39 protein-coding genes are annotated in these 24,692 nt (G+C 60.5%); 35 read left to right on the forward strand and 4 right to left on the reverse strand.

Annotation, left to right across the window (positions count from 1 at the left end; genetic code table 11):
- The first annotated feature begins 3 nt into the window (after positions 1-3).
- Positions 4-1,545: a glutamine-hydrolyzing GMP synthase gene (gene guaA, locus NE547_RS05250; RefSeq protein WP_256174951.1), complete on the forward strand. Its 1,542-nt coding sequence runs from the start codon at positions 4-6 to the stop codon at positions 1,543-1,545.
- Positions 1,546-1,621: 76 nt separating this feature from the next.
- On the opposite strand, the gene NE547_RS05255 is transcribed toward guaA, so the two are convergent.
- From NE547_RS05255 to NE547_RS05270, 4 genes are all read right to left on the reverse strand, one after another.
- Positions 1,622-2,683: a site-specific integrase gene (locus NE547_RS05255; RefSeq protein WP_021750468.1), complete on the reverse strand. Its 1,062-nt coding sequence runs from the start codon at positions 2,681-2,683 to the stop codon at positions 1,622-1,624.
- A gap of 147 nt (positions 2,684-2,830) precedes the next feature.
- Entirely contained in the window at positions 2,831-3,091 is a 261-nt protein-coding gene (locus tag NE547_RS05260) for a hypothetical protein (RefSeq protein ID WP_021750469.1), read from the reverse strand.
- A 251-nt stretch (positions 3,092-3,342) separates the two neighbouring features.
- Complete coding sequence (locus tag NE547_RS05265; protein WP_021750470.1) at positions 3,343-4,116, reverse strand: type I restriction enzyme HsdR N-terminal domain-containing protein; 774 nt, start codon at positions 4,114-4,116, stop codon at positions 3,343-3,345.
- A gap of 27 nt (positions 4,117-4,143) precedes the next feature.
- The gene (locus NE547_RS05270; protein WP_256174952.1) at positions 4,144-4,530 is read right to left on the reverse strand and encodes a helix-turn-helix domain-containing protein; all 387 of its coding nucleotides are present in this window, start codon (positions 4,528-4,530) and stop codon (positions 4,144-4,146) included.
- Between the two features lie 319 nt (positions 4,531-4,849).
- Between NE547_RS05270 and NE547_RS05275 the strand changes: the two genes are divergently transcribed.
- The 34 genes from NE547_RS05275 to NE547_RS05440 all read left to right on the forward strand — a co-directional run bounded on the left by NE547_RS05275 (position 4,850) and on the right by NE547_RS05440 (position 24,661).
- Positions 4,850-5,362, forward strand: a complete 513-nt coding sequence (locus NE547_RS05275) for a hypothetical protein (protein WP_021750473.1) — start codon at positions 4,850-4,852, stop codon at positions 5,360-5,362.
- 5 nt (positions 5,363-5,367) lie between these two features.
- Positions 5,368-5,583 carry a hypothetical protein gene (locus NE547_RS05280; RefSeq protein ID WP_021750474.1) on the forward strand — a complete coding sequence of 72 codons (216 nt, stop codon included), beginning with the start codon at positions 5,368-5,370 and terminating at the stop codon, positions 5,581-5,583.
- Positions 5,576-5,812 carry a hypothetical protein gene (locus tag NE547_RS05285; RefSeq protein ID WP_036630961.1) on the forward strand — a complete coding sequence of 79 codons (237 nt, stop codon included), beginning with the start codon at positions 5,576-5,578 and terminating at the stop codon, positions 5,810-5,812. Before NE547_RS05280 ends, NE547_RS05285 begins: the two co-directional genes overlap by 8 nt.
- A gap of 43 nt (positions 5,813-5,855) precedes the next feature.
- Positions 5,856-6,557: a DUF2786 domain-containing protein gene (locus tag NE547_RS05290; protein WP_256174953.1), complete on the forward strand. Its 702-nt coding sequence runs from the start codon at positions 5,856-5,858 to the stop codon at positions 6,555-6,557.
- 5 nt (positions 6,558-6,562) lie between these two features.
- Positions 6,563-6,988, forward strand: a complete 426-nt coding sequence (locus NE547_RS05295; protein ID WP_227126840.1) for a hypothetical protein — start codon at positions 6,563-6,565, stop codon at positions 6,986-6,988.
- Between the two features lie 63 nt (positions 6,989-7,051).
- The gene (locus NE547_RS05300) at positions 7,052-7,267 is read left to right on the forward strand and encodes a toxin-antitoxin system antitoxin component Xre domain protein (RefSeq protein WP_021750478.1); all 216 of its coding nucleotides are present in this window, start codon (positions 7,052-7,054) and stop codon (positions 7,265-7,267) included.
- A gap of 3 nt (positions 7,268-7,270) precedes the next feature.
- On the forward strand, positions 7,271-7,498 hold the full coding sequence (locus NE547_RS05305; RefSeq protein ID WP_227126839.1) for a hypothetical protein: 228 nt from the start codon (positions 7,271-7,273) through the stop codon (positions 7,496-7,498).
- A gap of 229 nt (positions 7,499-7,727) precedes the next feature.
- The gene (locus tag NE547_RS05310; RefSeq protein ID WP_227126838.1) at positions 7,728-8,117 is read left to right on the forward strand and encodes a hypothetical protein; all 390 of its coding nucleotides are present in this window, start codon (positions 7,728-7,730) and stop codon (positions 8,115-8,117) included.
- A gap of 43 nt (positions 8,118-8,160) precedes the next feature.
- On the forward strand, positions 8,161-8,517 hold the full coding sequence (locus NE547_RS05315; protein ID WP_227126837.1) for a hypothetical protein: 357 nt from the start codon (positions 8,161-8,163) through the stop codon (positions 8,515-8,517).
- A gap of 11 nt (positions 8,518-8,528) precedes the next feature.
- Positions 8,529-8,798: a hypothetical protein gene (locus tag NE547_RS05320; protein WP_050624995.1), complete on the forward strand. Its 270-nt coding sequence runs from the start codon at positions 8,529-8,531 to the stop codon at positions 8,796-8,798.
- A complete protein-coding gene (locus tag NE547_RS05325; RefSeq protein ID WP_256174954.1) occupies positions 8,795-9,697 on the forward strand; it encodes a DUF3560 domain-containing protein in 903 nt (300 codons plus the stop codon). The genes NE547_RS05320 and NE547_RS05325 overlap by 4 nt, the downstream gene beginning before the upstream one ends.
- Before the next feature lie 91 nt (positions 9,698-9,788).
- Positions 9,789-10,238, forward strand: coding sequence for a hypothetical protein (locus tag NE547_RS05330; RefSeq protein WP_036630963.1), 450 nt, complete (start codon positions 9,789-9,791; stop codon positions 10,236-10,238).
- Between the two features lie 64 nt (positions 10,239-10,302).
- Positions 10,303-11,331 (forward strand): hypothetical protein, encoded by a 1,029-nt coding sequence (locus tag NE547_RS05335; protein ID WP_021750485.1) that lies wholly within the window; start codon positions 10,303-10,305, stop codon positions 11,329-11,331.
- A complete protein-coding gene (locus NE547_RS05340; protein ID WP_021750486.1) occupies positions 11,328-11,468 on the forward strand; it encodes a hypothetical protein in 141 nt (46 codons plus the stop codon). The genes NE547_RS05335 and NE547_RS05340 overlap by 4 nt, the downstream gene beginning before the upstream one ends.
- Positions 11,461-15,246, forward strand: a complete 3,786-nt coding sequence (locus tag NE547_RS05345) for a metallophosphoesterase (protein ID WP_256174955.1) — start codon at positions 11,461-11,463, stop codon at positions 15,244-15,246. The genes NE547_RS05340 and NE547_RS05345 overlap by 8 nt, the downstream gene beginning before the upstream one ends.
- 204 nt (positions 15,247-15,450) lie before the next feature.
- Complete coding sequence (locus NE547_RS05350) at positions 15,451-16,002, forward strand: DnaD domain protein (RefSeq protein ID WP_256174956.1); 552 nt, start codon at positions 15,451-15,453, stop codon at positions 16,000-16,002.
- A complete protein-coding gene (locus NE547_RS18540; protein ID WP_227126833.1) occupies positions 15,999-16,580 on the forward strand; it encodes a cell wall hydrolase in 582 nt (193 codons plus the stop codon). Before NE547_RS05350 ends, NE547_RS18540 begins: the two co-directional genes overlap by 4 nt.
- A gap of 481 nt (positions 16,581-17,061) precedes the next feature.
- Positions 17,062-17,976 carry a DUF6273 domain-containing protein gene (locus NE547_RS05360; RefSeq protein ID WP_256174957.1) on the forward strand — a complete coding sequence of 305 codons (915 nt, stop codon included), beginning with the start codon at positions 17,062-17,064 and terminating at the stop codon, positions 17,974-17,976.
- Positions 17,973-18,134, forward strand: a complete 162-nt coding sequence (locus tag NE547_RS05365; RefSeq protein ID WP_204989573.1) for a hypothetical protein — start codon at positions 17,973-17,975, stop codon at positions 18,132-18,134. Before NE547_RS05360 ends, NE547_RS05365 begins: the two co-directional genes overlap by 4 nt.
- A gap of 3 nt (positions 18,135-18,137) precedes the next feature.
- Complete coding sequence (locus NE547_RS05370; RefSeq protein ID WP_172697584.1) at positions 18,138-18,341, forward strand: hypothetical protein; 204 nt, start codon at positions 18,138-18,140, stop codon at positions 18,339-18,341.
- Between the two features lie 3 nt (positions 18,342-18,344).
- Positions 18,345-19,172 carry a DUF5131 family protein gene (locus NE547_RS05375; protein WP_172697585.1) on the forward strand — a complete coding sequence of 276 codons (828 nt, stop codon included), beginning with the start codon at positions 18,345-18,347 and terminating at the stop codon, positions 19,170-19,172.
- A 15-nt stretch (positions 19,173-19,187) separates the two neighbouring features.
- Positions 19,188-19,484, forward strand: coding sequence for a hypothetical protein (locus tag NE547_RS05380; protein ID WP_172697586.1), 297 nt, complete (start codon positions 19,188-19,190; stop codon positions 19,482-19,484).
- The gene (locus tag NE547_RS05385) at positions 19,481-19,672 is read left to right on the forward strand and encodes a hypothetical protein (RefSeq protein ID WP_172697587.1); all 192 of its coding nucleotides are present in this window, start codon (positions 19,481-19,483) and stop codon (positions 19,670-19,672) included. Before NE547_RS05380 ends, NE547_RS05385 begins: the two co-directional genes overlap by 4 nt.
- A gap of 18 nt (positions 19,673-19,690) precedes the next feature.
- Positions 19,691-20,008 carry a hypothetical protein gene (locus NE547_RS05390; protein WP_172697588.1) on the forward strand — a complete coding sequence of 106 codons (318 nt, stop codon included), beginning with the start codon at positions 19,691-19,693 and terminating at the stop codon, positions 20,006-20,008.
- A complete protein-coding gene (locus NE547_RS05395; RefSeq protein ID WP_172697589.1) occupies positions 19,974-20,510 on the forward strand; it encodes a Holliday junction resolvase RecU in 537 nt (178 codons plus the stop codon). Before NE547_RS05390 ends, NE547_RS05395 begins: the two co-directional genes overlap by 35 nt.
- Positions 20,507-20,734, forward strand: a complete 228-nt coding sequence (locus tag NE547_RS05400; RefSeq protein WP_021750500.1) for a hypothetical protein — start codon at positions 20,507-20,509, stop codon at positions 20,732-20,734. Before NE547_RS05395 ends, NE547_RS05400 begins: the two co-directional genes overlap by 4 nt.
- Entirely contained in the window at positions 20,731-20,955 is a 225-nt protein-coding gene (locus tag NE547_RS05405) for a hypothetical protein (protein ID WP_227126830.1), read from the forward strand. Before NE547_RS05400 ends, NE547_RS05405 begins: the two co-directional genes overlap by 4 nt.
- The gene (locus NE547_RS05410; protein ID WP_227126829.1) at positions 20,952-21,419 is read left to right on the forward strand and encodes a DUF2829 domain-containing protein; all 468 of its coding nucleotides are present in this window, start codon (positions 20,952-20,954) and stop codon (positions 21,417-21,419) included. The genes NE547_RS05405 and NE547_RS05410 overlap by 4 nt, the downstream gene beginning before the upstream one ends.
- Positions 21,420-21,436: 17 nt before the next feature.
- Entirely contained in the window at positions 21,437-21,754 is a 318-nt protein-coding gene (locus NE547_RS05415; protein ID WP_172697591.1) for a hypothetical protein, read from the forward strand.
- Positions 21,751-22,041 (forward strand): hypothetical protein, encoded by a 291-nt coding sequence (locus NE547_RS05420; RefSeq protein ID WP_172697592.1) that lies wholly within the window; start codon positions 21,751-21,753, stop codon positions 22,039-22,041. The genes NE547_RS05415 and NE547_RS05420 overlap by 4 nt, the downstream gene beginning before the upstream one ends.
- 81 nt (positions 22,042-22,122) lie before the next feature.
- A complete protein-coding gene (locus tag NE547_RS05425) occupies positions 22,123-22,632 on the forward strand; it encodes a hypothetical protein (protein WP_227126828.1) in 510 nt (169 codons plus the stop codon).
- 199 nt (positions 22,633-22,831) lie between these two features.
- On the forward strand, positions 22,832-23,308 hold the full coding sequence (locus NE547_RS05430; protein WP_021750507.1) for a hypothetical protein: 477 nt from the start codon (positions 22,832-22,834) through the stop codon (positions 23,306-23,308).
- Positions 23,309-23,382: 74 nt separating this feature from the next.
- Entirely contained in the window at positions 23,383-23,994 is a 612-nt protein-coding gene (locus NE547_RS05435) for a ParB N-terminal domain-containing protein (RefSeq protein WP_256174958.1), read from the forward strand.
- Complete coding sequence (locus NE547_RS05440; RefSeq protein ID WP_256174959.1) at positions 23,984-24,661, forward strand: ParB N-terminal domain-containing protein; 678 nt, start codon at positions 23,984-23,986, stop codon at positions 24,659-24,661. The genes NE547_RS05435 and NE547_RS05440 overlap by 11 nt, the downstream gene beginning before the upstream one ends.
- Positions 24,662-24,692 lie beyond the last annotated feature (31 nt).

Here is a 24,692-nt window from a genome sequence, read left to right on the forward strand (position 1 = left end):
AAGATGAAACACCAGTTGATCATCGTTCTGGATTTCGGCGGTCAATACAATCAATTGATCGCCCGCCGGGTGCGTGAGTGCGGGGTGTACTGTGAGGTCAAGCCCTATACCACGCCGCTGGACGCGCTCAAGGCACAAAACCCCATCGGATTTATCTTTACCGGCGGCCCCAACAGTGTCTACGACGAAAAAGCGCCCCATGTGGATCCGGCTATTTTTGCGCTGGGCGTGCCCGTGCTGGGTATCTGCTACGGCTGCCAGCTCATGGCCCAAACCCTGGGCGGGCAGGTCACCGCCGCCCAGGCCGATTCCGCCCGGGAGTACGGAAAAACCGTGACCTACTACGATCCGGACTGCCGTCTCTTCCGGGACCTGCCCAACTGCGGCGTCTCCTGGATGAGCCACGGGGACTATATGGCAAAGGTGCCCGAGGGCTTTGCTCTGGTGGCCCATACCGATGCCTGCCCCAACGTGGCCATCGCCGACGAGAGGCGGGGGTTCTATGGGGTTCAGTACCACCCGGAGGTGAACCATACCGAGCACGGCCTGGATATGATCCGCAATTTCCTCTATGAGGTCTGCGGAGCCACGGGTGACTGGAGCATGGGGGATTACCTCAAGACCTCGGTGGCCGCCATTCGGGAAAAGGTCGGTTCGGGAAAGGTACTGTTGGCGCTGTCCGGCGGCGTGGATTCCTCCGTATGCGCGGCCCTGTTGGCGGAGGCCATCGGCCAGCAGCTCACCTGCGTGTTTGTGGATCATGGCCTCATGCGCAAAAACGAGGGGGACGAGGTGGAGGCCGCCTTTGCCAAATGGGACCTGAATTTCGTCCGGGTGGACGCGGAGACCCGCTTTCTGATCAAGCTGGCAGGCGTGTCCGAGCCGGAACACAAGCGCAAGATCATCGGCGAGGAGTTCATCCGTGTCTTTGAGGAAGAGGCAAAAAAAATCGGCGCCGTGGACTACCTGGCCCAGGGCACCATCTATCCCGACGTGATCGAGTCGGGGGCGGGGGACGCCGCCGTGATCAAATCCCACCATAACGTGGGCGGTCTGCCGGACTATGTGGATTTCAAGGAGATCATCGAGCCGCTGCGCCTGCTGTTCAAGGACGAGGTGCGCCAGCTGGGCCGGGAGCTGGGGCTGCCGGAATATCTGGTCATGCGGCAGCCGTTCCCGGGCCCCGGCCTTGCCATCCGGGTCATCGGCGACCTGACCAAAGAGAAACTGGACACCCTCCGGGACGCGGACGCCATCTTCCGGGAGGAGATCGCCGCCGCGGGTGAGGAGAAGAACGTCAATCAGTACTTCGCCGTGCTGACCAATACCCGCAGCGTGGGCGTCATGGGCGACGGGCGGACCTACGACTATACCCTGGCCCTGCGGGGCGTCACGACCTCGGACTTCATGACCGCGGATTGGGCGCGGATTCCCTATGATGTGCTGGATAAGGTCTCTACCCGCATCGTAAACGAGGTAAAGGGCATCAACCGCATCGTCTACGACATCACCTCCAAGCCCCCCGCCACCATCGAGTGGGAATAAAGTACAAAAGCCCCGCAAGCCCTGATAAATCAAGGGTTTGCGGGGCTTTTTCTGTTTCCGTGGCATTACTTTGGCATTAACGCATCAAATCATCCATCTTTTTGACCGCTTCATCGCTGGTGGTGGGGTACAGGTGTCCATAGGTCCGCAGCGTCGTTTGTATGTCCTCATGGCCCAGGCGCTCTTTCACCAGCAGGATAGGCGTCCCCAGGTGGATGAGCAGGGCGGCGTGGGAATGGCGCAGATCGTGGAGCCTGATAGGGTCCATGCCGGCCTCCGCGCACCCCTTGAGCATCGCCCGCCGGAAGTAGTGCTTCGTGAACGGAAAGAGCCGGTCATCCGGCTGGGGGTCGTATAGGGCGTTCTCATAGGCCCGTATCTCATCGCACAGCTTTTCCGGCAGCGGTATCACACGGCGGCCCCGCTGCGTCTTTGGGTCCGTTATGACCTCTTCGCCCTCTACGCTCTGGAAGTTCCGGCGGACGGTGAGCGTCCGGGCCTCCAGGTCTATGTCCTCCGGGCAGAGGGCCAGCAGCTCCCCTATCCGCAGGCCGGTCCAGAACAGGACCGACAGGCCGGTCCGGGCGGGCAGCTTCTTGACGTGGGGGATAAACTCGTTGAACTGCTCCACCGTCCAGAATGACATCTCCTGGGCGTCTTTCTTGCCCACGCTACCGGCGAGCCTGGCCGGATTGATACCCAGGCCGTAGTATTTGCAGGCGTAGTTGAATATGGCTGAAAGCTGGTTGTTGATGGTCTTCGCATAGGTCGGAGCCACCTTGTCCGCGAGAAGCTGCGATTGCCACTTGCGGACGTGGGCCGGGGTGATCTCGTTGAGTGGGAGGTCCCCGAAGAACGGGAGGACCCGGTGCTCGATGAGATACCGCTTGTTCTGCATGGTGGTCCGCTTGAGACGCGGCTCCATGTCCCCCAGGTAGATTTCCGCGAAAGAGCGAAAGGTCATGTCACAGCTCCGAGCGCGGGTCCTCAAGAACTCTTCTTCAAACGCCTGGGCGTCCTTCTTGCGCTGGAAGCCCCGTTTCTTTTTGAGGCGTCGCTTGCCCTGCCAGTCGGTGTAGTAAAACGACGCGTACCATGTGTTCCTCAGTTCGTCTTTGTATGCTGGAATTTCAATCACCCTTTCGGAAGTCTCCCAAATTCATGCCAGGGCGGGCGCAGGACGGACCAGGAGCCGCGATAGGGGGCCTATGAATATACCAGGGACCCCCGGAGCGGAGAAGCGCTTATAGGGCCTCCCATGGGCCAAACACGCGCAGGCCCCTTTTCAGGAGACCCGGTAGGCCCCCGGCACGTTCTTGAGCCGGACGCCCTCGGACTGCTGGTAGTCCAGGATGAGCTGGGCGATCTCCGCAGAGGCGGCGGGGTCCCCGGCTTGCAGCGCCTCCTGGTAGTCACTCTGGAGCTGGGCAAGGTGGGCCGCCCTCTCCCTCCGGCACACAGGGCAGAGGCCGGAGACCAGGTCCGCGCAGTTTTCGATGGAGCCGCAGCTCCGACAGCTCAGATAGCCGATAGGCAAGTTTTCCACAGTTCACAACCTCCAATACCGATGTACGCTCTATTCGCGCACGCGCACGCGCATAGAGGAATATTATAATTACTAAGTCTTATATACATACTGTCTTATTATGGGGTGCTGATTGATACCACATTTTTTGGGTTTGCGGTATCAATTGATACCCTATTTTCTGAAATGCGGTATCAATTGATACCTTATTTTCCGGGCCGCTTTCTCGGTGGTCCAGTTTTCAACAGCTTTTCCACAGAGTTTTCAACAGGCTATTTCCGACGCTCTTTCTGCGCGGCCCGCATCCGGGCGTTGGCGGCGTCCACGTCCCGGCGGGCGTCCTCTGCCTGGGGTCCCTCGACGATCTCATGGCGGAAGACCTCTTCCCGGAGTATGCGCCGGACCTCCCCGTCATCCATCTTCACGCCTGGGTAGTGGCGCTCCAGGGAGCGGCGAATGGTCCCAATCATCCAGTCATTCAAGAGGACTTGACCCACTATGAAGCGGTTGAGGACCCGGCGCTGGGCGTAGAGCTGGGACAGGGCCGCGTTGCCCTCTTCCTGGAAAGCCTCGACGCTCAGCGCGTAGAGGGGCGCGTAGTCCTCTGGCCGGTTCACATTCAGCTCGCAGAAGTTGAACTCGCAGACAAGCACCGTCTCCACCGGCTTCCCGAAGAGGACCTGGTATATTCTCCAGGTGATACCGTTGGTGAGCACCACCCAATCAATCCCCGCGCTGGCCGCATAGCCTGTGGCCTGGGAGACGTGGACATCCCGGAGGGCCACGCTCACCGCCTTGCACTCCAGCAACAGGCGGACCTTGCCGTTGAGCTGGACGGCCAGATCACAAAACTGCTGCTTGATGCACAGCTCGGAAGTGATGTTTTCGTACTTGTCATAGCCGAAGACCTCACAGAGAATGTCCGTGATTATCATTACCGTGTCGCTCTCATTCCGGCCCGCAAGCTGGGCGCGGCGTAGGATAGGCTGGAACTTCTGGACGCCGGCCGATAGACGCGCCTCGGTCTGCGGGCTTATCTTCTGCATGGTATCACCCCCTGAAATCGACGTAGATTACACGGCCCGTCCGCTTGAGGACGCGGCCTCGGTGGTTCCGCCCTTTTTGACTTCGCCCAGCAGGGGCGCGGTCATTTCCTGGAGGCGGCCTATCAAGAGTATCTGCTCCCGTTCCGGCAGCTTCTCGTAAAGCTCCAGCATCTCGCGCCCGTTCTCGGACATCCCGGGGACGGGCGCTTTTTCTGCTTCCTGGCCGGTGAGCAGGTACTCCAGGGAGCAGCCTAAATACTCACATATGAGAACAATGTACTTTGCTGGAGGGTCTGTGTTCCTCTGCTTCCAGTTCGTGGTCTGGTTCGTTCCGACGCCAAGGACCTTGCACAATCCGCTGGCGGACAGACCTCTTTCATCGAGAAGGCTAAACATTCTTTCGCTTATAGTCACAAGATCACCTCCGGGTGGTATGCAGAATACCCAAAAAATTAGGTAAATTTTTTGCCCCGATTGGGAGCACGAAATGTTGACTTTGCTCCCAGATGGGAGTATAATATAATCAAGCCAAAGGAATAAGGTAAAAACCCAAAAACAAACGGCCCAGGGAACGGGCCAGAGGATAAAACAGGAAGCGGCAGTGAAAGCCGGGTCGGAAGCGGGCATAGCTCCGGGGATGACCGGCAGGCGGTAACGGCGGTACGAACGGCAACCTCTGGACCATCCCGAAGCCACAAGGCCGGGTGCAACCGGCGGAAAGGATAACTGACCTATGGAACGCAACAAGTACGATCTGCACCGCGAAGTCCTCACCCACAAGTACGCGGACATCCTCAAGAGCTTCGAGGAAACCCATGATGACCGGCGCATCGCCTGGAACTGCTACCAGCAGCTCATCGGCGCTTGCGAGGCCATGCGGGACAGCGGCATGGAAAATAGCTTCGCCTGCTGCGCGGTCAACAAGGCTATGCAGGAACAGGAAGCCGAGATTGACGGTATCGTCACCCGGTTTACCGGCAAGGTCTACAAGGGCGTCCGGTGGGTGGATGTCACTGAGACCGACATCTACTCCTTGAGCAGCACCGAGATTGACTATGAAACGGAAATGCGGCTGTGCGAGCTGGACGCCGAAATCGCGGCCCACTTTCTGAGCGGCGACGCAGACAAGCAGGCGGCCTGTGAGCGGGAGCTTGACTGCATCCTGGGCGGGATTGAGAACGGCAAGCAGTTCTTCCAGGCCCTCACCGCCCGGAACCGGGCGTACCGGGCGGCCCACAAGGAGTAGACGCCATGGAGCCGCAGGAAATCACCCAGGCCGAGGCCGCCGATCTGCTGGCCTCCGGCTTTGAGACCGGGCGGTATGAGCCGCTGGGCCTCTTCCTGGTGGGAGAGGCCGGCGGCACCTGGACCGGGATTGACAACAGCACCGGCCATGCCTGGACGGAAGAGTTTGGAACCAAGGCCGAGTGCCTGGAATGGCTGAAAGGAGAGAATGAAGTTGGCTAAGAGGCTAAGCGTCCTGTCTTTCCTCTGCTGCATCGGAGCGGCGAGCGATGATATTCCCGTGACCGTCAAGGAGGGACCTAAGACCATCGGAACCGCAAAGAGCCTGCGGTGGCTGGAGCTGCACGGGTCCCCCGGAGTTCTGGAAGCCCGCCTGGAGTATGCGGTCATCGGGAAGCAGGAAATCACCCTCCAAATCAGGCTCAAGGACTACAACACCAAGAGGCCGTAAACCGCCGGTGCAACGGCGGCCAAGTGCGAAAGGAGCTAACCAAATGGCAACCAACATCAAGGACAAAATCGCTAAGCTGCTGGCCCTGGCAGAAAGCCCGAATGAGAACGAGGCCAAGGCCGCGCTGCTCAAGGCCCGTGAACTCATGGCCGAGCACAAGCTCAGACCCGAGGACGTCAAAAAGGCCAAAAAGGAAAAGGTCATCCGCAAGGTCCTGGACATCACTTGCACCGCCATGACCAATCCCTGGGCCGCGTCCCTCTCCGCTGTTGTTGCGGAGCATTACTGCTGCCGAGCCTACCGCTACCGGAGCGCCGGTAGCAAGAAGAACAAGATTGGCCTGGTGGGGCTGGAAGAGGACTTCGAGATTGCCCAGCGAATTGTGATATACGCCCATGAGTGTGTCATGGCCGGTATCAAGGCCCAATTCGTCAGGGACCCCAAGGACCCTCCAGGAACCTACCGCGAGAAGTGCAACGCCTATGGCTGGGGGTTTGCCCGGGGAGTGAACAAGGCTTTTCGGGAGCAGGAAGAGCAGCACCAGGAATGGGGCCTTGTGATGGTAGTCCCTCAAGCTGTGGATGACAGCATGGCCGACATGGGGAAAAAGACGCAGTTTGGCACTGAGCAGACCGGCGGCTGGCGCGACGCCTACCGCGCCCTGGGCTTTCAGGACGGCAGACGGTTTGACCCCGCATCCCGCCTGTCTGATGGTGTTCCTGGACAGCTTATGATTGGAGGTTGATGCCGATGAAGTGCAAGAACTGTGGGTGCGAAGTCATCCGCATCCGGTCAGGAGGGCGCAGCGTCGTTTGTGACGCCGCTCCGATCACCTACTGGAGCGTCCGGGATGGAGCCTCGATGTCAGAGATGTTATCCCTGCTGACCCCGAACGGGGAAAGCATCTACGGGACGCCTGCTGGAAAGCTGGAGAACGCCGTGGGTGTGGCCTACCACCCCCACACTTGCGGACTGTTGCCCATCTTCCACCGTGGCCGGGATAGCTGGAGCCGCCCGGTCTACGATGACGGAACGGGCCGCCTCCTGGTGGACGTGGACCCGCGAGCTGGCCGAAAACCGGACATCTGCACGAAGCAGGGCAACGCCTTTGACGGTGAACCCTGCGACCCGGTAGATGGAGATTTTATCTTCATTCCGCGCCGGGACACCTGGTAACAGTATATACCAGAACGTCCCAAAAAACAAGCCGTATAAATTAGATACAAGGAGGAACCAAGCATGAGAACGGCAAACCGAGTTAAGCCGAAGACCGACTTCGGCATTGAGGTCCGGCTCTTCACCGCACAGACCGGAATGACGGTGAAAGAGCTGGCCGAGCGGTCCGGCGTCAAGTACACGACGCTGATTGAGACCACCACGGGCCGCTGTGCAGGCCACCAGCTCATCCCCATTGTCCGGGAGTACATGGCGAACTACGAGCAAAAGGAGGCATGACCCATGGCGATGAAGCCCCTCAAGACCGCCCACGATATGTTCTACTTCGTGGAGGACGTGATGCAGATTTTGGGCTACTCCAAGTCTAAGAGCTACAAGGTCATCAAGAGCCTCAACCGCGAGCTGGAGAACCAGGGCAAATGCACCTGTGACGGGCGCGTCATCAAGCGGTATTTCCATGAGCGCTACGGCCTGGATGAGCTGAACGCGTCCGCGAGACGGGGGGCGTAGCCATGGAGAAGAGCAAGAGACGCCGGAGCTATGCCCGCGCCTACTACCGGCTGTCCGTCCTCTGCCTTGCGGCCATGGTAACGGCCCGCCTCATTCTACTGATGATTGATGTCATCCAGCTTCAAATCCAGACCGCCGGGGCTTTTTCAATCCCCGCGAGCGCGGCAATCTTGGTATTCACCGGCTGGGAGCTGAGAACCTGGACCGGTCAAGGAAAGGAGAAAAAATCATGTGGACCTACAAGTGTGACCGCTGCGGAGCGGCGCTTGACCCCGGAGAGCGGTGCGACTGCCAGGACCGCCCGGTCAAGTACAACGGCAAGCCGATCTTCACCCAGGAGAACTTCAACTACTCCGAGGCCAAGATAGGCGACTATGTGGAGCAGGCCGTTGTGGATGACGCCATGGACTGTCTGCCTCCGGCCTCGATGAGCGCCCGGTGCGCTCAGATGGGCGAACCGTACTCCCACCGGGAGGACCCGGAGACCGGGCGGCTCCGGCCTACTTACTACACGTTCAAGCGTGTGGCCGGAGAGTGGCCTAACGGTATCTGGCAATTCTGCGGCTGCTGCTTCCAGGGCGAGACCGTCCCCCGTGGCAAGGACCCGATCTACTGCTGAGAGGGGGCCGAAACGATGAAGCGAAGCTGCGGGGGGGGGTACTATGTGCAGGCGTCAGACCCTCACGACCCTGTCTCCGGCGGAACGGAGCGTAGCCGAGCAGCATTACCGGCTTGTGGAGTGGTACGTCAGACATCGGGGCCTCCCGGTGGATGAATACCTCGATGTTGCCGTGTTCGGCTATCTGCTGGCTGTGAAGCGGTGGTTTGCCCGCCCGGACCTTTACCGTTATGAGTTTACCACCATCGCCTGTGCTGCCATGCGGAGTGCAATCGGCAACGAGCAGCGCAAGCAATCCAGGCGCATTAAGACCGTGAGCCTGGATGACCCCATCCCAGGCACGGACGGCATGACCTGGGAAGACATCATCACCGAGGACCGTCTTGTGTACTCGGCATAGGAGGAATAAGCGTGAAAATAACCTACAATCTGCAAGTGCTTCCCCAGCGGAAGAATAGCCGTAAGGACAGCGAAGAGACAACCGCGCTCAAGGCATTCCTCGCGGACAGCGAGAAAAAGAACATGGTCTTTGAGTACGATACCCCGCAAGAGGCTAAGAAGCGCTATGACAGTATGCGGAACTACCGCAACGCCAACAAGCTCCAGGACATCTACGATATGTGGCGAAGCGAGGCCCTGATCTGCATTGTGAAGACTAAGAAAGGAGCCGCGAAGAAATGAGCTACTACACCATCAATGAAGAGGCCGCCCGCACCGCCAACGACTTAAACAGCCACTATACCTACCGCGAGGGAAGCGCTACGGCTTCATACCGGAGGCAGGTGGATGAGGCTACCGAGCTGGCCGAGCGCCAGAAGAAGCGCGTGGACCCCATGTACCATGAGAAAATCGACCGGCTGCTTGACCTCTACTGTCGGAAATTGGCAGAAAATTTGAATGACAAGTATGCCATTGCCGCCCGCTGCCCCTCTATGCTGGTATCTGGCAGAGCGAACTTCCCAGTTCAAAAGAAAAAGAAGCAGAATGCGGCCGAAGAGCGCAGGCTCGAAGAGTGGAAGCACATCCAGGGCTTGCTTGATAAAATCCGCAGCGTCGGCACCGGCGGTATCAGCTCCGATGACCCGCAGGCCGTGGAGAAGCTGGAGGCGAAGCTCGCCACCCTGGAGAAGCACCAGGAGATGATGAAAGCGGCCAACGCCGCCATCCGCATGAAAGACCCGGCCAAGGGAGACGCCAAGCTCGCGGAGCTGGGCTACACCCCGGAGGACATCGCCAAGCTCAGAGAGCCGGACTTCTGCGGGCGCATCGGTTATCCGGCCTACGCGCTCCAGAACAACAACGCCAATATCCGGCGCATCCGTGGCCGGATCGCAGAACTCAAGAAGCGGACCGAGAGCACCCCGGAGGGCTGGGAGTTTGACGGGGGCCGGGTCGTGGTGAACACCACGGAGAACCGCCTCCAGGTCATCTTCGATGGGAAACCCGACGCGGACGTCCGAACCGAACTCAAGGGAGAGGGCTTCCGGTGGGCGCCGTCGCAGGGCGCATGGCAGCGGCAGTTGACCGACAACGCCATGAGAGCCGCCCGCCGGTTGAAGTGCATCGCGCCCCAGGTCTGAACCATCTACCAAAATCATACCAGAAAGCGGGTGAATGAGAGTGGCTATCACAGCAACAAAAAAGCCCCCCGCGTATCTGCGGGAGGCAAGGATGAGGGCCGGATTTGTCAGCCGCGGAACGGCCTCGACTGTTGTTCCGTTTTCGCCGGAGACCATAGGCCGCCATGAGCGCGGCGACGTGGAGATGGAGCCGGAAGACGCCCTGGTCTATGCGGAGTGCTACCAAAGCCCGGACATCCTACCCAGGTATTGCGCCACCTGTCCGGTAGGACGGGCAATCGGGAGAACGGCCACCGACCGTCCCCTTGCCCATGCGACGCTCAGGGTCCGGCGGCTCATCGAGGACGGCCAAGACGTGGCCGACCGCCTGGAGGAAATCGCCTTTGACGGCGTGATAGATGCCTCTGAGCGGACCGACTTCATGGAGGCCCTGGACTTCCTGCGGAAGCTGGAAGAGAGTATCAACGACATCATCTTGATTGGCTTAGGAAAGGAAAAGGCCGCCCCCGGTGCAACGGGAAGCGGCCAAGCGCGAAAATAACTAACCTGGAGTTATTGTAGCACATTCCTACCGGCCCTGTCAAGCCGAAAGGAGATTACCCAATATGGAAAATGCCATCGTCCAACTCAACAAGTACCCCAAGGACAAGTACAACGTCCTGGTCCCCGTCACCACCATGCAGGTAGCGAGCAACCTCCAGCGGATCACCGTCTCCGAGGTCCAGCTCGACGTCCGGCAGGACAGCTCCAACCGGGGGCCGAGCAAGGACATCTACTACGAGAAGTCCAGCAGCGCCTTTGCCATCACCAAGGTAGGCGGCATGAAGCTGGCTGCGGCGGCCAACATCAGCATCGTGGACACCGCCACCGAGCGGACCGAGGGCTGCCAGCGGTGCATTGAAATGGCACGGGCCACCGGAAAGCCCAGGGTATGCGGCACCTGTGAGCACGTCCACGACGTAGCTGTCACCGTGACTATCCGGGTCCCGGAGCCGTCCGGCGGCTTCCGGCTGATGAAAGCCACCAAGGAGATTGACTGCACACTGGAGGCCGCCGGGATGAAAGACGGAGCCAACGGTCAACAGTTCAGGCGCTTCCTCCCCCACCGCACCGCCATGGCTGAGAGCAAAGCCTTTATGCGGGCTATCCGGGCCGCCCTGGGCCTGGCCGGGACCTACGCCTACGAGGAACTGAAAAAGCCCTTTGTCGTGGCCCGCGTGGTCCCCAACCTGGACGCCCCGGAAATCAAGCAGGCCGTGGCGAGCAACTACCTCCAGTCGATGGGTATGCTCTTTGAGATGCCCACCCAGGCGTCCAGGGCGAGCCTCCCGGCGGCGCAGGCCGCCGAGACCGTCACCCCCTACGAGGATGAGGGGCCTATGCCCTGGGATGAGGCACCGGAAGAGCCGGAGGATAGCTGGAGCAGATCGCCGGAGTACGGAGCTGCCCCGGATTGGGCGGACCCGGAGCCGCAGGGCGTGTTCTGTTCGGAGTGCCGCCGGGAGATTACCGGCGGTCAGAGCAGGAATGGCCGTAAGTGGAGCGCGGAGGACATTGCCGGGTATAGTCAGCGCACCTATGGGCGGGTCCTCTGCCCTGAGTGTCAGGAGAAGATGAAAGGAGCGCGGAGATGACGGTTATTGAGTTCGCGGAAAAGCGGCTGGAGGAAGAGAGCGGCTACAACCTTGACGATGCCCGCTATTGGGCGGCCTACCTGGACGGCGCGAGGGCGCAGAAGCGAGAGGATGAGGAGGCGAAAGGCCATGATTAAGATACTGCACACCGGCGACATTCACCTGGGGGACCTGGCAGGCCCCACCAGGGGCGGCGCAAATCTGCGCCGCCAAGACACCTTGCGGTGCATGGACGCCATCGTGAACAAGGCCCGGACGGAGGGGCCGACCGTGACCATCATCGCGGGCGATCTCTTCAATCGGTCCCGCGTGTGGGCCGACACCGCCCTGGATGACGTCAACGACGCCATTTCCCGCTTCATCGTCCCCCTGTGCGAGTACAGCGACGCGGTGGTGCTGCTGTTCGGCACGATGAACCATGATAACCCCCGCGCCTTTGAGGTTATCCGCAAGGCGACGCCCGACCTCAAGAACCTATACATTTACACCGAGCCGAGGGTGGAACGTCTGGTGACATCGGAGGGGCCGGTCCAGATTATGGCCGTCCCCGGCTTCGACAAGGCGCGGCTGCGCCTCTTCTGCCCCGGCGCCGACAAGGAGACGGAGAACCGGAACGCCACCGCCCTTGTCAACGACATCATCCTGGGGCTGGCTACGGAGCTGGACAGGAGCCTCCCCTCCATTCTCACGGCTCACTACACGGTAAGCGGGAGCGAGGCAGACAACGGCAGCACGTTCCTTGCTGGACAGGATGTGGTGGTCCTCCCGGCTACCATCGACGCGGCGGGCGTGGACCTGGCCTGCTTCGGCCACATCCACAAGCCCCAGCGTCTCAGCTCCACCACACCGGCCTACTACTGCGGGAGCGTGAACCAGCTCACTTTCAACGATGAGGGGACCGCTCACGGCTTCTGGCTACACCAGCTTTCAGACGGGGACCGGAGCGTTGTCTCGGAGTTCCAGCGCACCCCGGAGCGAGTACACCGGACGGTGACGATGAAGCAGCAGGACGTGGCAGACTTCATCTCCAGCGGCACCCTCAATCCTGGGGACGTGGAGGGGCGCGTGGTCCGGGTCCGGTATTCCTGCACACTGGAGCAGGAAAAAGCCTTTAACCGGGCCGAGCTGCAAAAGCGCCTGATGGACGCTGGCGCGTTTTATGTGGCCGAGATTATCCCGGATGACGTGGAGGCCCTGGACGCCAAGGACCAGCTCACGGAGCACGACGGCCCCGCCGAGTGCCTGTCACGCTGGCTGGAGACCAACGACATCACAGGCGAGAAAGCGGCCCGCCTCATGGAGCTGGCCGCGCCGATCATCAAGCAGGCCGACGATGGACGCGAGGACAGCAAACACGCTGGAGCATTTATGCCCCGGACGATTGAGGTCAAGAACTACCGGAGCTACACGGAGGCGGCCTTTGACTTCTCCCCGGTACACATGGCAATGGTGAACGGCCAGAACGGTGTCGGCAAGTCCTCCCTCTTCATGGACGCCATCGCGGACTGCCTCTATGAGCAGACCCGGAAAGAGGACATCGGCGGCTGGGTCCGCGACGGGACGAAGAGCGGCAGCATCACCTTTACCTTTGCCCTGGGCGGGCAGGACTACCGGGTCATCCGCACCAGGACCAAGAGCGGGCGCGGTACCCTGGCCCTCCAGCGGTGGAACCCGGAGGGGGACGCCTGGGCAGATGAGAGCGACACCACCATGAAACTGACCCAGGCCCGCATTGAGCGGCTGCTCGGTATGGACTGCAACACCTTTTGCAGTATCGCCCTCATCCGGCAGGACGCCTACGGCCTCTTCCTGGACGCCGACAGCGACCGGCGCATGGAGGTCCTGTCCGCGCTCCTGGGCCTGGACATCTACGGCAGGATGGGGGACATCGCCAAGGCGTCCGCTACGGAGCAGCGCCGCGCCATCGCCGCCCTCAAGGAGCGCATCAACGTCCTGGGCGAGCAGATCAGCGAAAAGGATGAGTTGCTGGATGAGGACATGGTGCTGTCCGAAGAGATGGACGAAGCTGTCCATGACGTAGCATCCGGCGAGGCGGACATCCGGGCGCTGGAGAGTGCCGAGGCCCTGCTTGCCGAAGTGATACGGCAGGCCGAGGACAAGGACGCCCAGGCCAAGGAATATGACCGGGAGCGCGACAGAAAGGCCCTGGAGCTGGAGAAGCTGGAGGGCCAATACCAGGACGCCCGCCACCTTGCAAACGGCCTCAGAGACGCCCAGGACGCCGCTGAGAGGGTCAAGGCGGCACGGGCCAAACTCCAGGACCTCTCCCCCAAGGTGGACCGGGACAAGGAGCTGCTGAAAGAGCTGGCCCGCCTCCGGGAAGCAATCGGCAAGGCGGAGCTGGACGCGGAGGCGGCCCGGAGAAAGCTCCGGCAGTATCAGGACATCATCGGCAGAAAGCCAGACGTGGAGGCGGCCCAGGCCGCGCTTGACGCCCTGGCCCCGGCGAAAGCGGAGGCTCAGGAGCGGCTTGCCAAGTCCTTTGAGACCACCAAGGCGCTGCTGGCCGCACGGGAGGCCAAGGACAAGCACCTGGCAGACAGCCGGGTCCGCATCGGGGAGCTGCAATCCCGCCTTGCGGCGGCCCAGGCGGAGGCCGGGAAGCTGGCCGACAGCGGTTGCCCCGTGCCGGAGACCGCTACTTGCAAGTTCCTGGTGTCCGCTGTGGCGGCTCAGGCCGCCATCCCGGAGCTGTCCTACTCCCTGGAGACCATGAAAGCGGAGGACCGCGCCCGGTATGAAGAGCTGACGAAAGCCTATGAAGAGGCCCTGGCAGCGCATGAGGCCCTGGGCAATCCGTCGGGGGACCTAGCAGAGCTGGAGGCCAAGGAGCATACCTACCGGACCATGACCGCCATCGCGCCGCAGATCGCGGCGGCGGAAGCGAAGCTGGAGGAAATCACCGCCTCCATCCAGACCGCCGAGCAGACCGCCCAGGACGCCAAGGAGCGGACTGTGGAGATTGACGCGGAGCGGGCGGCCCTGGGGCTGGCGGTCATCGAGTACCAGGCCGCGCAGAAGAGCATCGAAGACGATGAACCCATCGCCGGACATCTGGCCGACTGCCAAGCGGCCGGCGCGACCGCCGACGCCCTGGAGCCGCATCTTGAGCGCCTGCGCCTGGAGATTGCAGAGCTGACCCGGAAAGTCATCACCGCGCACCAGGAGGCCGAGGACATCCGGCAGCGAGCACCGAAAGCGCCTGGGGACGTTAAGGGCCTGCGGGCCGTCCTGGAGAGCCGCCGGAAGAGCCTCACCGAATTTGCCACCCAGCGCGGGGTCATCAAGGCCAAGCTGGAGGCGATCTCCGAGGCCGAAGCTCAGACGGCAAAGCTCCGGCGGGACATCGAGGACGCGGCGGCCACCCTGAATGACTACACGGTGCTCACTCAAGCCTTTGGCCTGGACGGTATTCAGTACATGATTATCCGGGGCGTAGTCCCGGAGATTATGAGGCAGAGCAACGACATCCTGGCCGCCATGACCGGCGGGCGCATGGCCGTTGACATCCGCACCGAGCGCGAGCAGAAGAGCACGAAAACGGTAGTCAACAGCCTGGAGGTCTGGATTAACACCATCACCGGCGGGAACCGGCCCTATCAGTCCCACAGCGGCGGCGAAAAGGTCAAGATTGCCCTGGCCGTCACCCTGGGCCTGGCCGACGTCAAGGCACGGCGGGCGGGCGTCCAGCTCGGTATGCTCTTCATCGACGAGCCGCCCTTCCTGGACGCGGACGGGACGGAGGCTTACGCGGACGCGCTGGTGAACATGGCGGCCAGAAACCCCAATATGCGGATTTTGGCTATCTCCCATGACCCGACCATGAAAGCGCGGTTCAGTCAAAATATCATCGTGACCGGCGGCGAAGACGGTAGCTCTGTAACGATGGAGTGAAACCCATGAGGCCGGGCGGCCTCAAATCCACGGAAAGGAGGGGTCCGCCTGAGGTACATCATGGAGCACCGAGCTTTCGCCAACCGCATGAGGCGGACCCCTCTATCCATGGCCGCGCAGCTCCTATGGTACAAGCTGATGGATTTAGCCAATAGCCTGCGTTGGCCGGAGCACTTCGCATTGGACAACAGTAGGCTATGCACGATGATAAACACCACGGCAAAACGAACTGCCATATCCGCCCGACAGGAGCTTATAGACGGCGGTTATCTGGACTTCACCCCTGGCATCAAGGGGCGGCCCAGCACCTACCATCTCCGCTCAGTGGAAGAGATGGAGGGCTGGCAGCCGCCCCCGGATGACCTGGAGGGAGACTTCCTGGCAGAGTTCAAAGAGGACCCGACAAGCTATTTCGGCTACACGGAGGCCCTGGGGGTGGAGCTTGCGGAGACAACCGCCCACCTGTGGGCAGAGTTCTTTCCAGGCAAGACCCCTGGACCATACGATGAGAAGCGGACGTTCTTCCAGATCATGGTCCAGTCTCAGAATGAGGATGGAGAGTGGTCCATGTCATTCCCGGAGGAAAACAAGGAGCTGCTGGGCTACGCCTTTGAACAGGGCCGGAAGCGTGGGAAGCTCTTTTGGGGGTACATTGAGAGCGTCATGCGAAATCTTAGGGACTGTGGCATTAAAACCGTAGAGGAAGCCTACGAAAACGAAGAAAAATTCTATGAACGGAGAGGATGGAACAAGTGAAAGAACGGACGATGACCCTTGCTTGCGGTGCCCTGTGCGCCCTGGTGTTTGTGAGCGCCCTGTTTACGCCGGGGCAGGCCAGAGGCGCGGCCTTTGCTGAGCCTGCGGACGCGACGGAGCTTCCGGTCCTGATGGTGGACCCGACGCCTACCCTCACCGCATCGCCGGTCCCCACCGTCTCGCCCTATCCCGGTTGGACCGAGGAAGAGGTTGAGATGCTGGCCTGCGCGATCTACCAGGAGGCGGGCGGGGACGCCTGCTGCGACCTGTGCCGCCATCGTGTGGGCGATGTCATCCTGAACCGGATGGAGGATGACCGTTTCCCGGACACCGTGGAGGAAGTGCTCACGGCCTACCGGCAGTATGGGCGCTTTTATTGGACTGGCGTAGTGTGGCCGGACCGGGCCGTCAAGCCCGGAGAGGCCCACGCCGTTGCGCGGGCCTGGGAGACCGCACGGGACGTCCTGAGCGGTGAGCACTCGGACCTTTACGGGCAGGGGTACATCTACCAGGCCGAATTTGAACAGGGAGCCGACGTCATCTACTGCGAGGACTGCGGTATCTACTTTGGGAGGTAAGCCGAGGATGGAAAAAGATACGCCTGTATGCTCGGAGTGCCATTACATGGAACTGATGGGACGGGCAAAGCTCACGGCAAATAGCTGGCACAGAAAAGGCCCTCGGGGTGAATGTGTATGCAGACACCCGGACGCGCTGGAGACGTTCAAGAGGACGTGCCCGCGCAGTCCACGTATGCCGGGTTTTATCGCCTTTACTGCACCGGGAGAAAGTGCTCCGCAAATCAAGACATCTCCCCGGTGGTGTCCGAGGCGCATCCGCTAAGGAGGTGAGGCCCCGTGAGTAAGACAGCACCACGCCGATGTAAGCTCTTCAACTGTGACCGGCGGCACGGAAACATCTGCTGCGCCGATTGCGGCTACCGGGATAAGAATTGCAAGAACCCCCGCTTGAACCACCCGACCCGGTGCGGACAGGTCAAGCCACCACAGATAAACCACGGCCAGAAGCCGTGGAAATAAAAATCAGGAGGAATTTACCATGCAAGAGCAAAAGAGGACTTTCAAGTACGGAGACGTGTTCCACGTGGCCGGTCTGGACTGGATTGTGCTACGGACCACTCCGGCGCCGATGCCGGGCTGCTCCGATCTCTACTTCTGCGAGGCCACCGAAGACGTCTTCCGTGCCCCCTTTGATGAGAATGACTGCAACGACTGGAACAAGGCGAGCCTGCGGAAGCGGCTCAACGGCGAGTTCCTGGATAACCTCATCGCTGAATGCCCCGGCCTGAAAGACGCCATTGTCCCCACCTACCGCGACCTGACCGCCGATGATGGCCTCCGGGACTACGGAAACTGTCTGGACAAGGTAACGATGCTCACCGCCGATGAGTACCGGCAGACCCGCGATCTGCACCCCGCGCCGGAGCATTGGCGCTGGCTCATCACGCCGGACGGGACCCCGAAGAGTTCCGGGACCTCTTACGTGCGCTGCGTGTACTCGGACGGGGGCCTCACCGACGGCAACGCGTACCACGGCCACCGGGGTGTGCGCCCGGCTTTAACTCTGAAATCTGACATCTTGGCATCTATCCTTGACGCCGAGGACAAGAAGAGAGCGGCAGAAATCCGGCCCGCCGACGGTCCGCAGCCTGGAGTGGATGAGACCCCGGAGCAAGCGGAAATGGCCCTCTATGAGCAGGCCGTGGAGCAGTTCGGGGAGAGCGCTCAAATCCTCATGGCGGTGGAAGAGATGAGCGAGCTGCAAAAGGCCCTACTCAAGTATCTGCGCTTCAAGGACCATGAGCAGGGCGATGAGGCGGAAATCCTGGCGGCGATCTCCGAAGAGAGGGCCGATGTGGAAATCATGCTGAACCAGCTCCACGTCATCTTCGGTGACAACACCGACATGGAGATTGCCAAGCTGGAGCACCTTTGCGAGCTACTGGGTGAATGACGATGCTGCTGTTTACGTGGACCCTCTTCATCCTGATTACATTTTCTGGATTTTGCTACACCTTTGGGGGCAAGACCATGAATGACCGGAGCAACGGCGCAAAGGTTACATCTGCGGGCCTGCTGGCCCTGTCTATTCTAATCGCGTTTGGAGTGTAGCCTATGCACGATGAAGTGTTCACCATCCCGGCCCGCCGGTGCAAGCGGTGTGGAGGTCTGCTGACATCCTCCCAGGGCTTGCGGGATGGGTACGGTCCCTGCTGCCTGCGGAAGATAAAGCAGGAAGAGGCCGACCGGAAGATGATGGAGAACCAATGCAGCTTATTTGACATGGGGGCCACCGCCCCCAAGCGCGAGGGAGACTGACCTATGAATATTCACAAGACCGACATTGAGTGGTGCAGCCACACATGGAACCCCGTAACGGGGTGCAAGCACGGGTGCGAATACTGCTACGCCCGGCGCATGGTGTCCAGGTTTGGCCCGCACCCCTGCGAGCGGCCCATCATTGAGCCACTGGAGGTACTACCCAAGGGGACCGGGTGCTACTACGTGGAGCAGCCTACCAAGCTCTGCGACGAAACCGGGGAGCCTGCGCGCTCTACCGCGTACCCCAAGGGCTTTGCCCCCACCTATCACGCCTACACCATGGACTATCCTGAGAAGCGGAAGACGCCTGCACGGATCTTCGTCTCCAGCATGGGAGACCTGTTCGGGGAGTGGGTGCCGGACATCTGGATTGAGGATGTCTTCGCCGCCTGCAAGCGAGCGCCGCAGCATACTTACCTGTTCCTCACCAAGAACCCGCAGAGGTATCTTGACATGGGCCACGCCGGGAAGCTTCCCATGGAGCGGAACTTCTGGTATGGGACCACGATCACCAGCCCCGAAACGGAATACTTTGGAGCTTCCTGCGTCAACACGTTCTTGAGCATTGAGCCGCTGCTGGAGCCGTTCAGCGCGGATGACTGCGCCGGTTTCCGGCGGTTGGGCGAGCCTCTTTGGGTCATCATCGGAGCCATGACCGGGCCGGGAAGCAAGCGAAAGCAGCCGAAGCGGGAATGGGTAGAGGCCATCACGGAAGTTGCTCAGTCTGCCGGGGTCCCTGTCTTTATGAAAAACAGTCTGAAAGACCTGTGGGGCGGCCCTCTCATTCAGGAGTACCCGGAGGGCATGGTACGGGTAGACGGAAAATAACTGGAGGGAGAACTATTGAAGAAGCGAAGCTGCCGGAGGACCGGCTTTGAACAGGAGCAGCACGACCGGGCAATCCGGGTGCGGAAGATGACCGACGCTCAGCTCTGCGCCTACCTGGATGAGCTGGAAGGGCGCAACCGCTCTATCGTCATCTCGCAGGATGAGCTTGAGAAAGTCATCAACGGCTTTATTGACAGCCTGGCTACCAGGAGCGACACCGGCCTGCGGGTCAGCGACGCCACCATCCGTAAAATCCGGGCCATGGCCGTTGAAAATGGCTACCTCCGGCCTACCGGCGGAGGCGAGGCATGAGCGAGTATCGAAAGAAAATCACCATCCGCGTATCGTCGCAGACAGCCTACCACCTGGAGGCCGAGGCTGAGCGCCTGGGTATTTCCCCTGGGCGCGTGGTGGATGAGCTGATGAGAGCGGCGAAGTCCTGTGGAGAAGTGTGTGGAATTTGTGGAAAACACCATAAAAAACGAACAAATAAGCCTTAAAAGTTAGGAGAGTAGACAATGGGCATCTATGGTGCGGCGCTGAGGGAGCTGGAACAATACCGGAGGGATGAGGCGGCGGGCCTGCTACTGCGCTTGCCGGTCCCCCTGGGCGCTACGGTATGGCGGGTACGGGATAACCCGGCCTGTCACTACGGGGTCCGGGAGGCCGAGAAGTTCCTCTTTGGCAGAGTAGTCACCCCGCGCCGCATTGTAGAGCCTATCCCCTTTACCCTGGCCCTGCTGGATGCCTGGGGGAAGACTGTATTCTCCACCGAGGCTGAGGGGAGGACGATGTTAGAGCATGACACCAAACGAGAGGGCGAAAGCAGCCCTTAGATACCAGAACCGGAAGAACCGCGCCCAGGGAGCCTTTTTTGAGCAGATGATAAACGGGGCCTGCGACTTCTACCGGAGCCGCCAGATCGCGGACATTGAGAAGACGCCGGAGCCGATGCAACCGACTAAGGACCTGGGCGGCGGGAAGTTCATCGCGCACTACACCAGCACGGCCCAGGCCGACTACAAGGGCTTTCTGTTCGGAGGCCGAGCGGTCAACTTCGAGGCCAAGTACACCGACGTTGAGAAGATGACCCAGGACCGTGTGACAGCGGACCAGACGGAGCGCCTGGAGCGGGCGCATCAATTCGGAGCCGTGGTCTTTGTCCTGTGTTCCTTTGGGTCCGTGGGATTTTACCGCGTCCCCTGGACAGTCTGGCGGGACATGAAAGGCCGGTTTGGGCATAAGTACATCACGCCCCAGGAGGCAGCGCCCTATGAGGTCCGCATCGGCGGCCCTGGTGTGCTGCTGTTCCTGGAGGGATTGGAGGACACACCATGAGTAATTTTCAGAAAGACGTCCAGCTTCTTGCAGACCTCCAAGGTCTCATTGAGAAGCGGGAGAAGCAAGTCAACCCACCGGAGGGCAGCACCGCCATCATGGGCGCCATCTCGCCGGTGCTGCGGGCTGCTATGCCAGCCGCGCAGAAAGCGGCTCAGCGTGAGCTTGACATCCTGGTTCGAGTAAAGAACCGCTTGGGCGAGCTGATGGAGGGCCAGAGATGAGCGCCCGCCGGGAAAAGCGCCTCCGGGCGCTGGAGCGCCGGGTGGAGGCGCTGGAGACCATCGCCGCTACTCCGGTGTTCATCCACACCCAGGGAGACGGCAAGGAGGACTACGTTTTGGACGCCGTGTGGAGCAAAGAAACAGCCGACACCTACCCCGACAAGCGGGCCGGCCTGCTGGACCGGATTAAGAATATCTTTACTGGAGGGCATGAGAAATGAAACAGTACATCGGGACCAAGATTATTGAGGCTGAGCCTGCCTACCGCTGCATGGACGGCCACGGGCACATCACCATCACTGATGACCTGCCCGTGGCGTTCCCCAACTTCCCCAGCGTGGAGGACGGCTACCGCGTCCGGTACGCGGATGGGTATGTGAGCTGGTCCCCCAAGGAAGCGTTTGAGGAAGCCTACCGGCCCACGGACGCTATGAACTTCGGCCTTGCCATTGAGGCCGCGAAGAGGGGCGCCAAAATTGCCCGGCGCGGATGGAATGGCAAGGGCCAGTATGTGGAGCTGGCGTCCGCGATTTCCTATGTAACCCCCGGCGGGGAGACCGTCAACGCCGAGCATGAGGCCATCGGCAACCGGGCCTTTGCCTTTGTGGGAAGCTCTGGTGTGCAAATGGGCTGGCTGGCCTCCCAAGCGGATATGCTGGCCGATGACTGGCACATCGTCAAGTGAACCACGGAGGATGAGATATGGACAAGTATATTTCTGATCTGCTGGAGCTGATTAAGGCCCACCCGGAGCTGCCTATCGTCCCGATGGTGGACAGCGAGATTGTATGCGATGACGGGTGCGCTCGCTGGATGGGGGCCTGGGGTCCGGCCAGTGTCACAAAGTACCTGGTTTCAGAGGAACACATCTTTTTCTTTGACGATGAAGATGTTGAGGCCGTTCTCATCGAAGTAAAGGGGTACGATGAATTTCTCTCCATGACGGACAAGGAGGCCCGGGAAGCCTATAACGCCCTCCCCTGGGTGGAGTGCATCGCCGTGGACATCAACACGCCATGAGCTGCTACGGGTGCGCCTGCGATCACTGTCTCTACAATGCAGAGCTGGAGGCGTGGTACATAACGCCGGGCGAGGTCCAGAACGCCGAGGACATCTGCTTCTGCTGCGATGAGTGCAAGCACTACGACGGCGACTTCTCCAAGCGCAGCCAGTGGCGCCCGGACTGCCCAAGGCACAAGTTCCCGGAAAAGTACCTTGAGATGCAGAGGATAGTTGAGCAGCGGAGGGCGAGGGCCGCAGAGACGCGCCGAAGAAACTTCCAGATCATAAAGGGCGGGAAGCCCTGAGCAAATAAAAAAAGCCGCCTCCCCCGGAGGGAAGACAGCCCGTGACAAAGCTATTTTACCACATGGGAGGCGACAAAATCAATGGGCAAATCACAGGAGAACATCAGGGACATCATCATGCAGGCCGTTGAAGCCGGACGCATCTCTGCCGAGCGCACCGCCAAAGATGCTTTCAAGGCTACTGAGCGCCGTCTCTACGGCCTGCCCACCCTGAAAATCAAGCTGGAGGATGACCTTGAGCGGCTGGAAGAATTCAAGCTCTACGGACCGAGAGAGCGGAGCAAGAGCATCACCCGGTTTGTCAAGAACGGGAACCGGCTTACCCCGGATGAGATATGGGAGGCCGTTCTCATGGACATGGAGGCTACCATCGCGGCGGACCGCTATGAGATTGAGACCATGGAGCGGGCGCTCGCCACGGTCCGGGATGACCCCTACTACCGGGCGCTGTCCGGGAAGTACCTGGATGACGTGGATGACAGGGACATAGCTGAGGCCCTGGAGTGCGATACCTCCACCGTCTGGCGGCACCGAAAGAGGCTTGTGCAGCGCGTCGCAGTCTGGCTATACGGCGCGGAAGCCTTGAGATAAGGGCTTGCAATTTTGCCGTGCAATTTTACAATTTGACGGTGCAATTTATCTGTGTTATACTCATCCACAATGAAAGAGTGTGGGTAGAGAAAACCGTCATAAATACTAAATTACGGGCATCTTTTTTGTGAAAACCTGTGACAGAAGCCCCAAAATGTGGTATAATAACGGTAGGAAAAAGCAAAGGAGTAACTAACCTATGAAAAACATCTGCCTACTCGATCTAAACTACACCCTGGTAGGAAACCAGGCGGACACGCGAATGCTCCGGCCATTCTCCCGGCGCATGGAGGCCGAAGAGTACCGGGCCGATCTGATTGAGGCCATCCGGGATGACTATGTTATCATCGTGACGGCCAGACCGGACTACCAGATGAAGCAGACCATGGCGAACATCAAGCGGAAGACCGGCTGGCAGCCCCAGGAGTGGTACTTCAACGACATCAACGCGGAGCCTCCGGTCTTCAAGGAGAGCGCCCTCCGGCGCTTCATCCTGCCCCGGCACGGCGCACAGAACGGCCCGGAGGGGGCGCACTACTACGCGGTGGAGAGCAATCCGAAGACGCGGGCCATGTATGCGCGGTTCGGCATCGAGGCTGCCCCCTATGACCGCTTCATCAAATCGGCGGGCATGGCGAGGGTCCCGGCTTTCGACCAGTGCAGCCTATTCGGATAACAGAATATCAGCCACCAGGCGGGACGCGAGAGCGCCCCGCTTTTTTATTGCCCAAATCTGAAAGGAGTGGAAGCGTGGAAACCAGAGTAATCAAGCTGGCCGACATCAAACCGGCCCCCTATAACCCCAGGGTGCAGCTCACGCCCAAGGACCAGGAGTATAAAGCCCTGGACGCGAGCATTGAGGAAAACGGCCTGGTCCTGCCCCTCATCGTGAACATCCGGGACAACTGCCTGATCGGAGGACACCAGCGGCTTTCCGTCCTGCTGGCCGCCGGGGAGACGGAGACAAACGCTGTCGTGGTGGATATGCCGGAGGCCCAGGCCAAGGCGCTGTGCATCGCCCTGAACAAGCTGGACGGCGAATGGGACTACGGCCAACTGGCCGACATCATCCAGCAGCTCATCGACGATGGAGAGAGCCTACTCGCCACCGGCTTTACCCAGGCAGACATTGACGATCTCCTGGGGGAAATCGGCGGCGAGCTGGGCGAGGATGAGGAACCGCCCTCCCTGGGCAAGAAAGAGGACACCGCCGACGGCATTAAGTGTACCGTGGGCGACTTCTCTTTCCGTCTGGAGGAAGCGGAGTTTGAGGACCTTATGGCAGATGTCCGGGAAAAGGTGGGCTTTACCCAGGAGCTTGTCTGTGCGGAGCTGAAAGGGAGGCTTTTCGATGAAGTATGAAACCAGACTGGAGATGCTGAAGATCTCCGACATCGTGGCCGCCCCGTATAACCCCCGTGAGGACATCGAGCGCGGAAGCGATGAGTACAAGGCCCTGCGCCGGAGTATTGAGCTTAACGGCATGGTGGAGCCGCCGGTCGTGAACCTCCACAATATGCGCTGCATTGGTGGTAATCAGCGCCTTGTGGTCCTCCGGGACCTGGGATGGAAAGAAGTGCTCTGCTCCGTCATTGACCAGCCGGACGAAAGCAAGGAGAAGAAACTCTGCCTTGCCCTGAACCGCATTGAGGGACGCTGGGACACTGACCGCCTGGGCGAGCTGCTGCGGGATGATGAGGTCCTGGAGTTTGAGACCGGCTTTGACCGCGATGAGGTCCTGGTCTACCGGCAGCTCGGCGGGGACGGCGAGGGCGAGGACGCCGACGATGACCCGGATTGGGACCAGGACGAAGACCCGGACGCCGAGGACGCCGACGGCGAGGAAGAGGACGAACCCGCCGGCGGTGACGATGAGCCTGCCATGGGGACTACGGTTGTCCGAATTGGACACCTACACTTCAAGGTCGAGGTCCCGCGCTACAAGCGCCTGGTCGAGAGCATCCGGGACGCCGGTATCTTCGATGAGGGAGAAATCGCCCAGGAGATGAAACGGAGGTTGCTACTTTGATATTGCGTGAAATATTGTTGACAATGCACTA

The sequence above is a fragment of the Flavonifractor sp. DFI.6.63 genome, assembly GCF_024462255.1.
GTDB classification, from domain to species: Bacteria; Bacillota; Clostridia; order Oscillospirales; family Oscillospiraceae; genus Lawsonibacter_A; species Lawsonibacter_A hominis.

What these genes read in the sequence shown, in the direction of transcription:
- guaA (WP_256174951.1), top strand. Translation starts at nt 4, where the DNA reads ATGAAACACCAGTTGATCATCGTTCTGGATTTCGGCGGTCAATACAAT.
- NE547_RS05265 (WP_021750470.1), bottom strand. Translation starts at nt 4,116, where the DNA reads ATGCAGAAGATAAGCCCGCAGACCGAGGCGCGTCTATCGGCCGGCGTC.
- NE547_RS05275 (WP_021750473.1), top strand. Translation starts at nt 4,850, where the DNA reads ATGGAACGCAACAAGTACGATCTGCACCGCGAAGTCCTCACCCACAAG.
- NE547_RS05280 (WP_021750474.1), top strand. Translation starts at nt 5,368, where the DNA reads ATGGAGCCGCAGGAAATCACCCAGGCCGAGGCCGCCGATCTGCTGGCC.
- NE547_RS05290 (WP_256174953.1), top strand. Translation starts at nt 5,856, where the DNA reads ATGGCAACCAACATCAAGGACAAAATCGCTAAGCTGCTGGCCCTGGCA.
- NE547_RS05295 (WP_227126840.1), top strand. Translation starts at nt 6,563, where the DNA reads ATGAAGTGCAAGAACTGTGGGTGCGAAGTCATCCGCATCCGGTCAGGA.
- NE547_RS05300 (WP_021750478.1), top strand. Translation starts at nt 7,052, where the DNA reads ATGAGAACGGCAAACCGAGTTAAGCCGAAGACCGACTTCGGCATTGAG.
- NE547_RS05305 (WP_227126839.1), top strand. Translation starts at nt 7,271, where the DNA reads ATGGCGATGAAGCCCCTCAAGACCGCCCACGATATGTTCTACTTCGTG.
- NE547_RS05310 (WP_227126838.1), top strand. Translation starts at nt 7,728, where the DNA reads ATGTGGACCTACAAGTGTGACCGCTGCGGAGCGGCGCTTGACCCCGGA.
- NE547_RS05315 (WP_227126837.1), top strand. Translation starts at nt 8,161, where the DNA reads ATGTGCAGGCGTCAGACCCTCACGACCCTGTCTCCGGCGGAACGGAGC.
- NE547_RS05325 (WP_256174954.1), top strand. Translation starts at nt 8,795, where the DNA reads ATGAGCTACTACACCATCAATGAAGAGGCCGCCCGCACCGCCAACGAC.
- NE547_RS05330 (WP_036630963.1), top strand. Translation starts at nt 9,789, where the DNA reads ATGAGGGCCGGATTTGTCAGCCGCGGAACGGCCTCGACTGTTGTTCCG.
- NE547_RS05335 (WP_021750485.1), top strand. Translation starts at nt 10,303, where the DNA reads ATGGAAAATGCCATCGTCCAACTCAACAAGTACCCCAAGGACAAGTAC.
- NE547_RS05340 (WP_021750486.1), top strand. Translation starts at nt 11,328, where the DNA reads ATGACGGTTATTGAGTTCGCGGAAAAGCGGCTGGAGGAAGAGAGCGGC.
- NE547_RS05345 (WP_256174955.1), top strand. Translation starts at nt 11,461, where the DNA reads ATGATTAAGATACTGCACACCGGCGACATTCACCTGGGGGACCTGGCA.
- NE547_RS05350 (WP_256174956.1), top strand. Translation starts at nt 15,451, where the DNA reads ATGATAAACACCACGGCAAAACGAACTGCCATATCCGCCCGACAGGAG.
- NE547_RS05360 (WP_256174957.1), top strand. Translation starts at nt 17,062, where the DNA reads ATGCAAGAGCAAAAGAGGACTTTCAAGTACGGAGACGTGTTCCACGTG.
- NE547_RS05365 (WP_204989573.1), top strand. Translation starts at nt 17,973, where the DNA reads ATGACGATGCTGCTGTTTACGTGGACCCTCTTCATCCTGATTACATTT.
- NE547_RS05370 (WP_172697584.1), top strand. Translation starts at nt 18,138, where the DNA reads ATGCACGATGAAGTGTTCACCATCCCGGCCCGCCGGTGCAAGCGGTGT.
- NE547_RS05375 (WP_172697585.1), top strand. Translation starts at nt 18,345, where the DNA reads ATGAATATTCACAAGACCGACATTGAGTGGTGCAGCCACACATGGAAC.
- NE547_RS05385 (WP_172697587.1), top strand. Translation starts at nt 19,481, where the DNA reads ATGAGCGAGTATCGAAAGAAAATCACCATCCGCGTATCGTCGCAGACA.
- NE547_RS05390 (WP_172697588.1), top strand. Translation starts at nt 19,691, where the DNA reads ATGGGCATCTATGGTGCGGCGCTGAGGGAGCTGGAACAATACCGGAGG.
- NE547_RS05395 (WP_172697589.1), top strand. Translation starts at nt 19,974, where the DNA reads ATGACACCAAACGAGAGGGCGAAAGCAGCCCTTAGATACCAGAACCGG.
- NE547_RS05400 (WP_021750500.1), top strand. Translation starts at nt 20,507, where the DNA reads ATGAGTAATTTTCAGAAAGACGTCCAGCTTCTTGCAGACCTCCAAGGT.
- NE547_RS05405 (WP_227126830.1), top strand. Translation starts at nt 20,731, where the DNA reads ATGAGCGCCCGCCGGGAAAAGCGCCTCCGGGCGCTGGAGCGCCGGGTG.
- NE547_RS05410 (WP_227126829.1), top strand. Translation starts at nt 20,952, where the DNA reads ATGAAACAGTACATCGGGACCAAGATTATTGAGGCTGAGCCTGCCTAC.
- NE547_RS05415 (WP_172697591.1), top strand. Translation starts at nt 21,437, where the DNA reads ATGGACAAGTATATTTCTGATCTGCTGGAGCTGATTAAGGCCCACCCG.
- NE547_RS05420 (WP_172697592.1), top strand. Translation starts at nt 21,751, where the DNA reads ATGAGCTGCTACGGGTGCGCCTGCGATCACTGTCTCTACAATGCAGAG.
- NE547_RS05425 (WP_227126828.1), top strand. Translation starts at nt 22,123, where the DNA reads ATGGGCAAATCACAGGAGAACATCAGGGACATCATCATGCAGGCCGTT.
- NE547_RS05430 (WP_021750507.1), top strand. Translation starts at nt 22,832, where the DNA reads ATGAAAAACATCTGCCTACTCGATCTAAACTACACCCTGGTAGGAAAC.
- NE547_RS05440 (WP_256174959.1), top strand. Translation starts at nt 23,984, where the DNA reads ATGAAGTATGAAACCAGACTGGAGATGCTGAAGATCTCCGACATCGTG.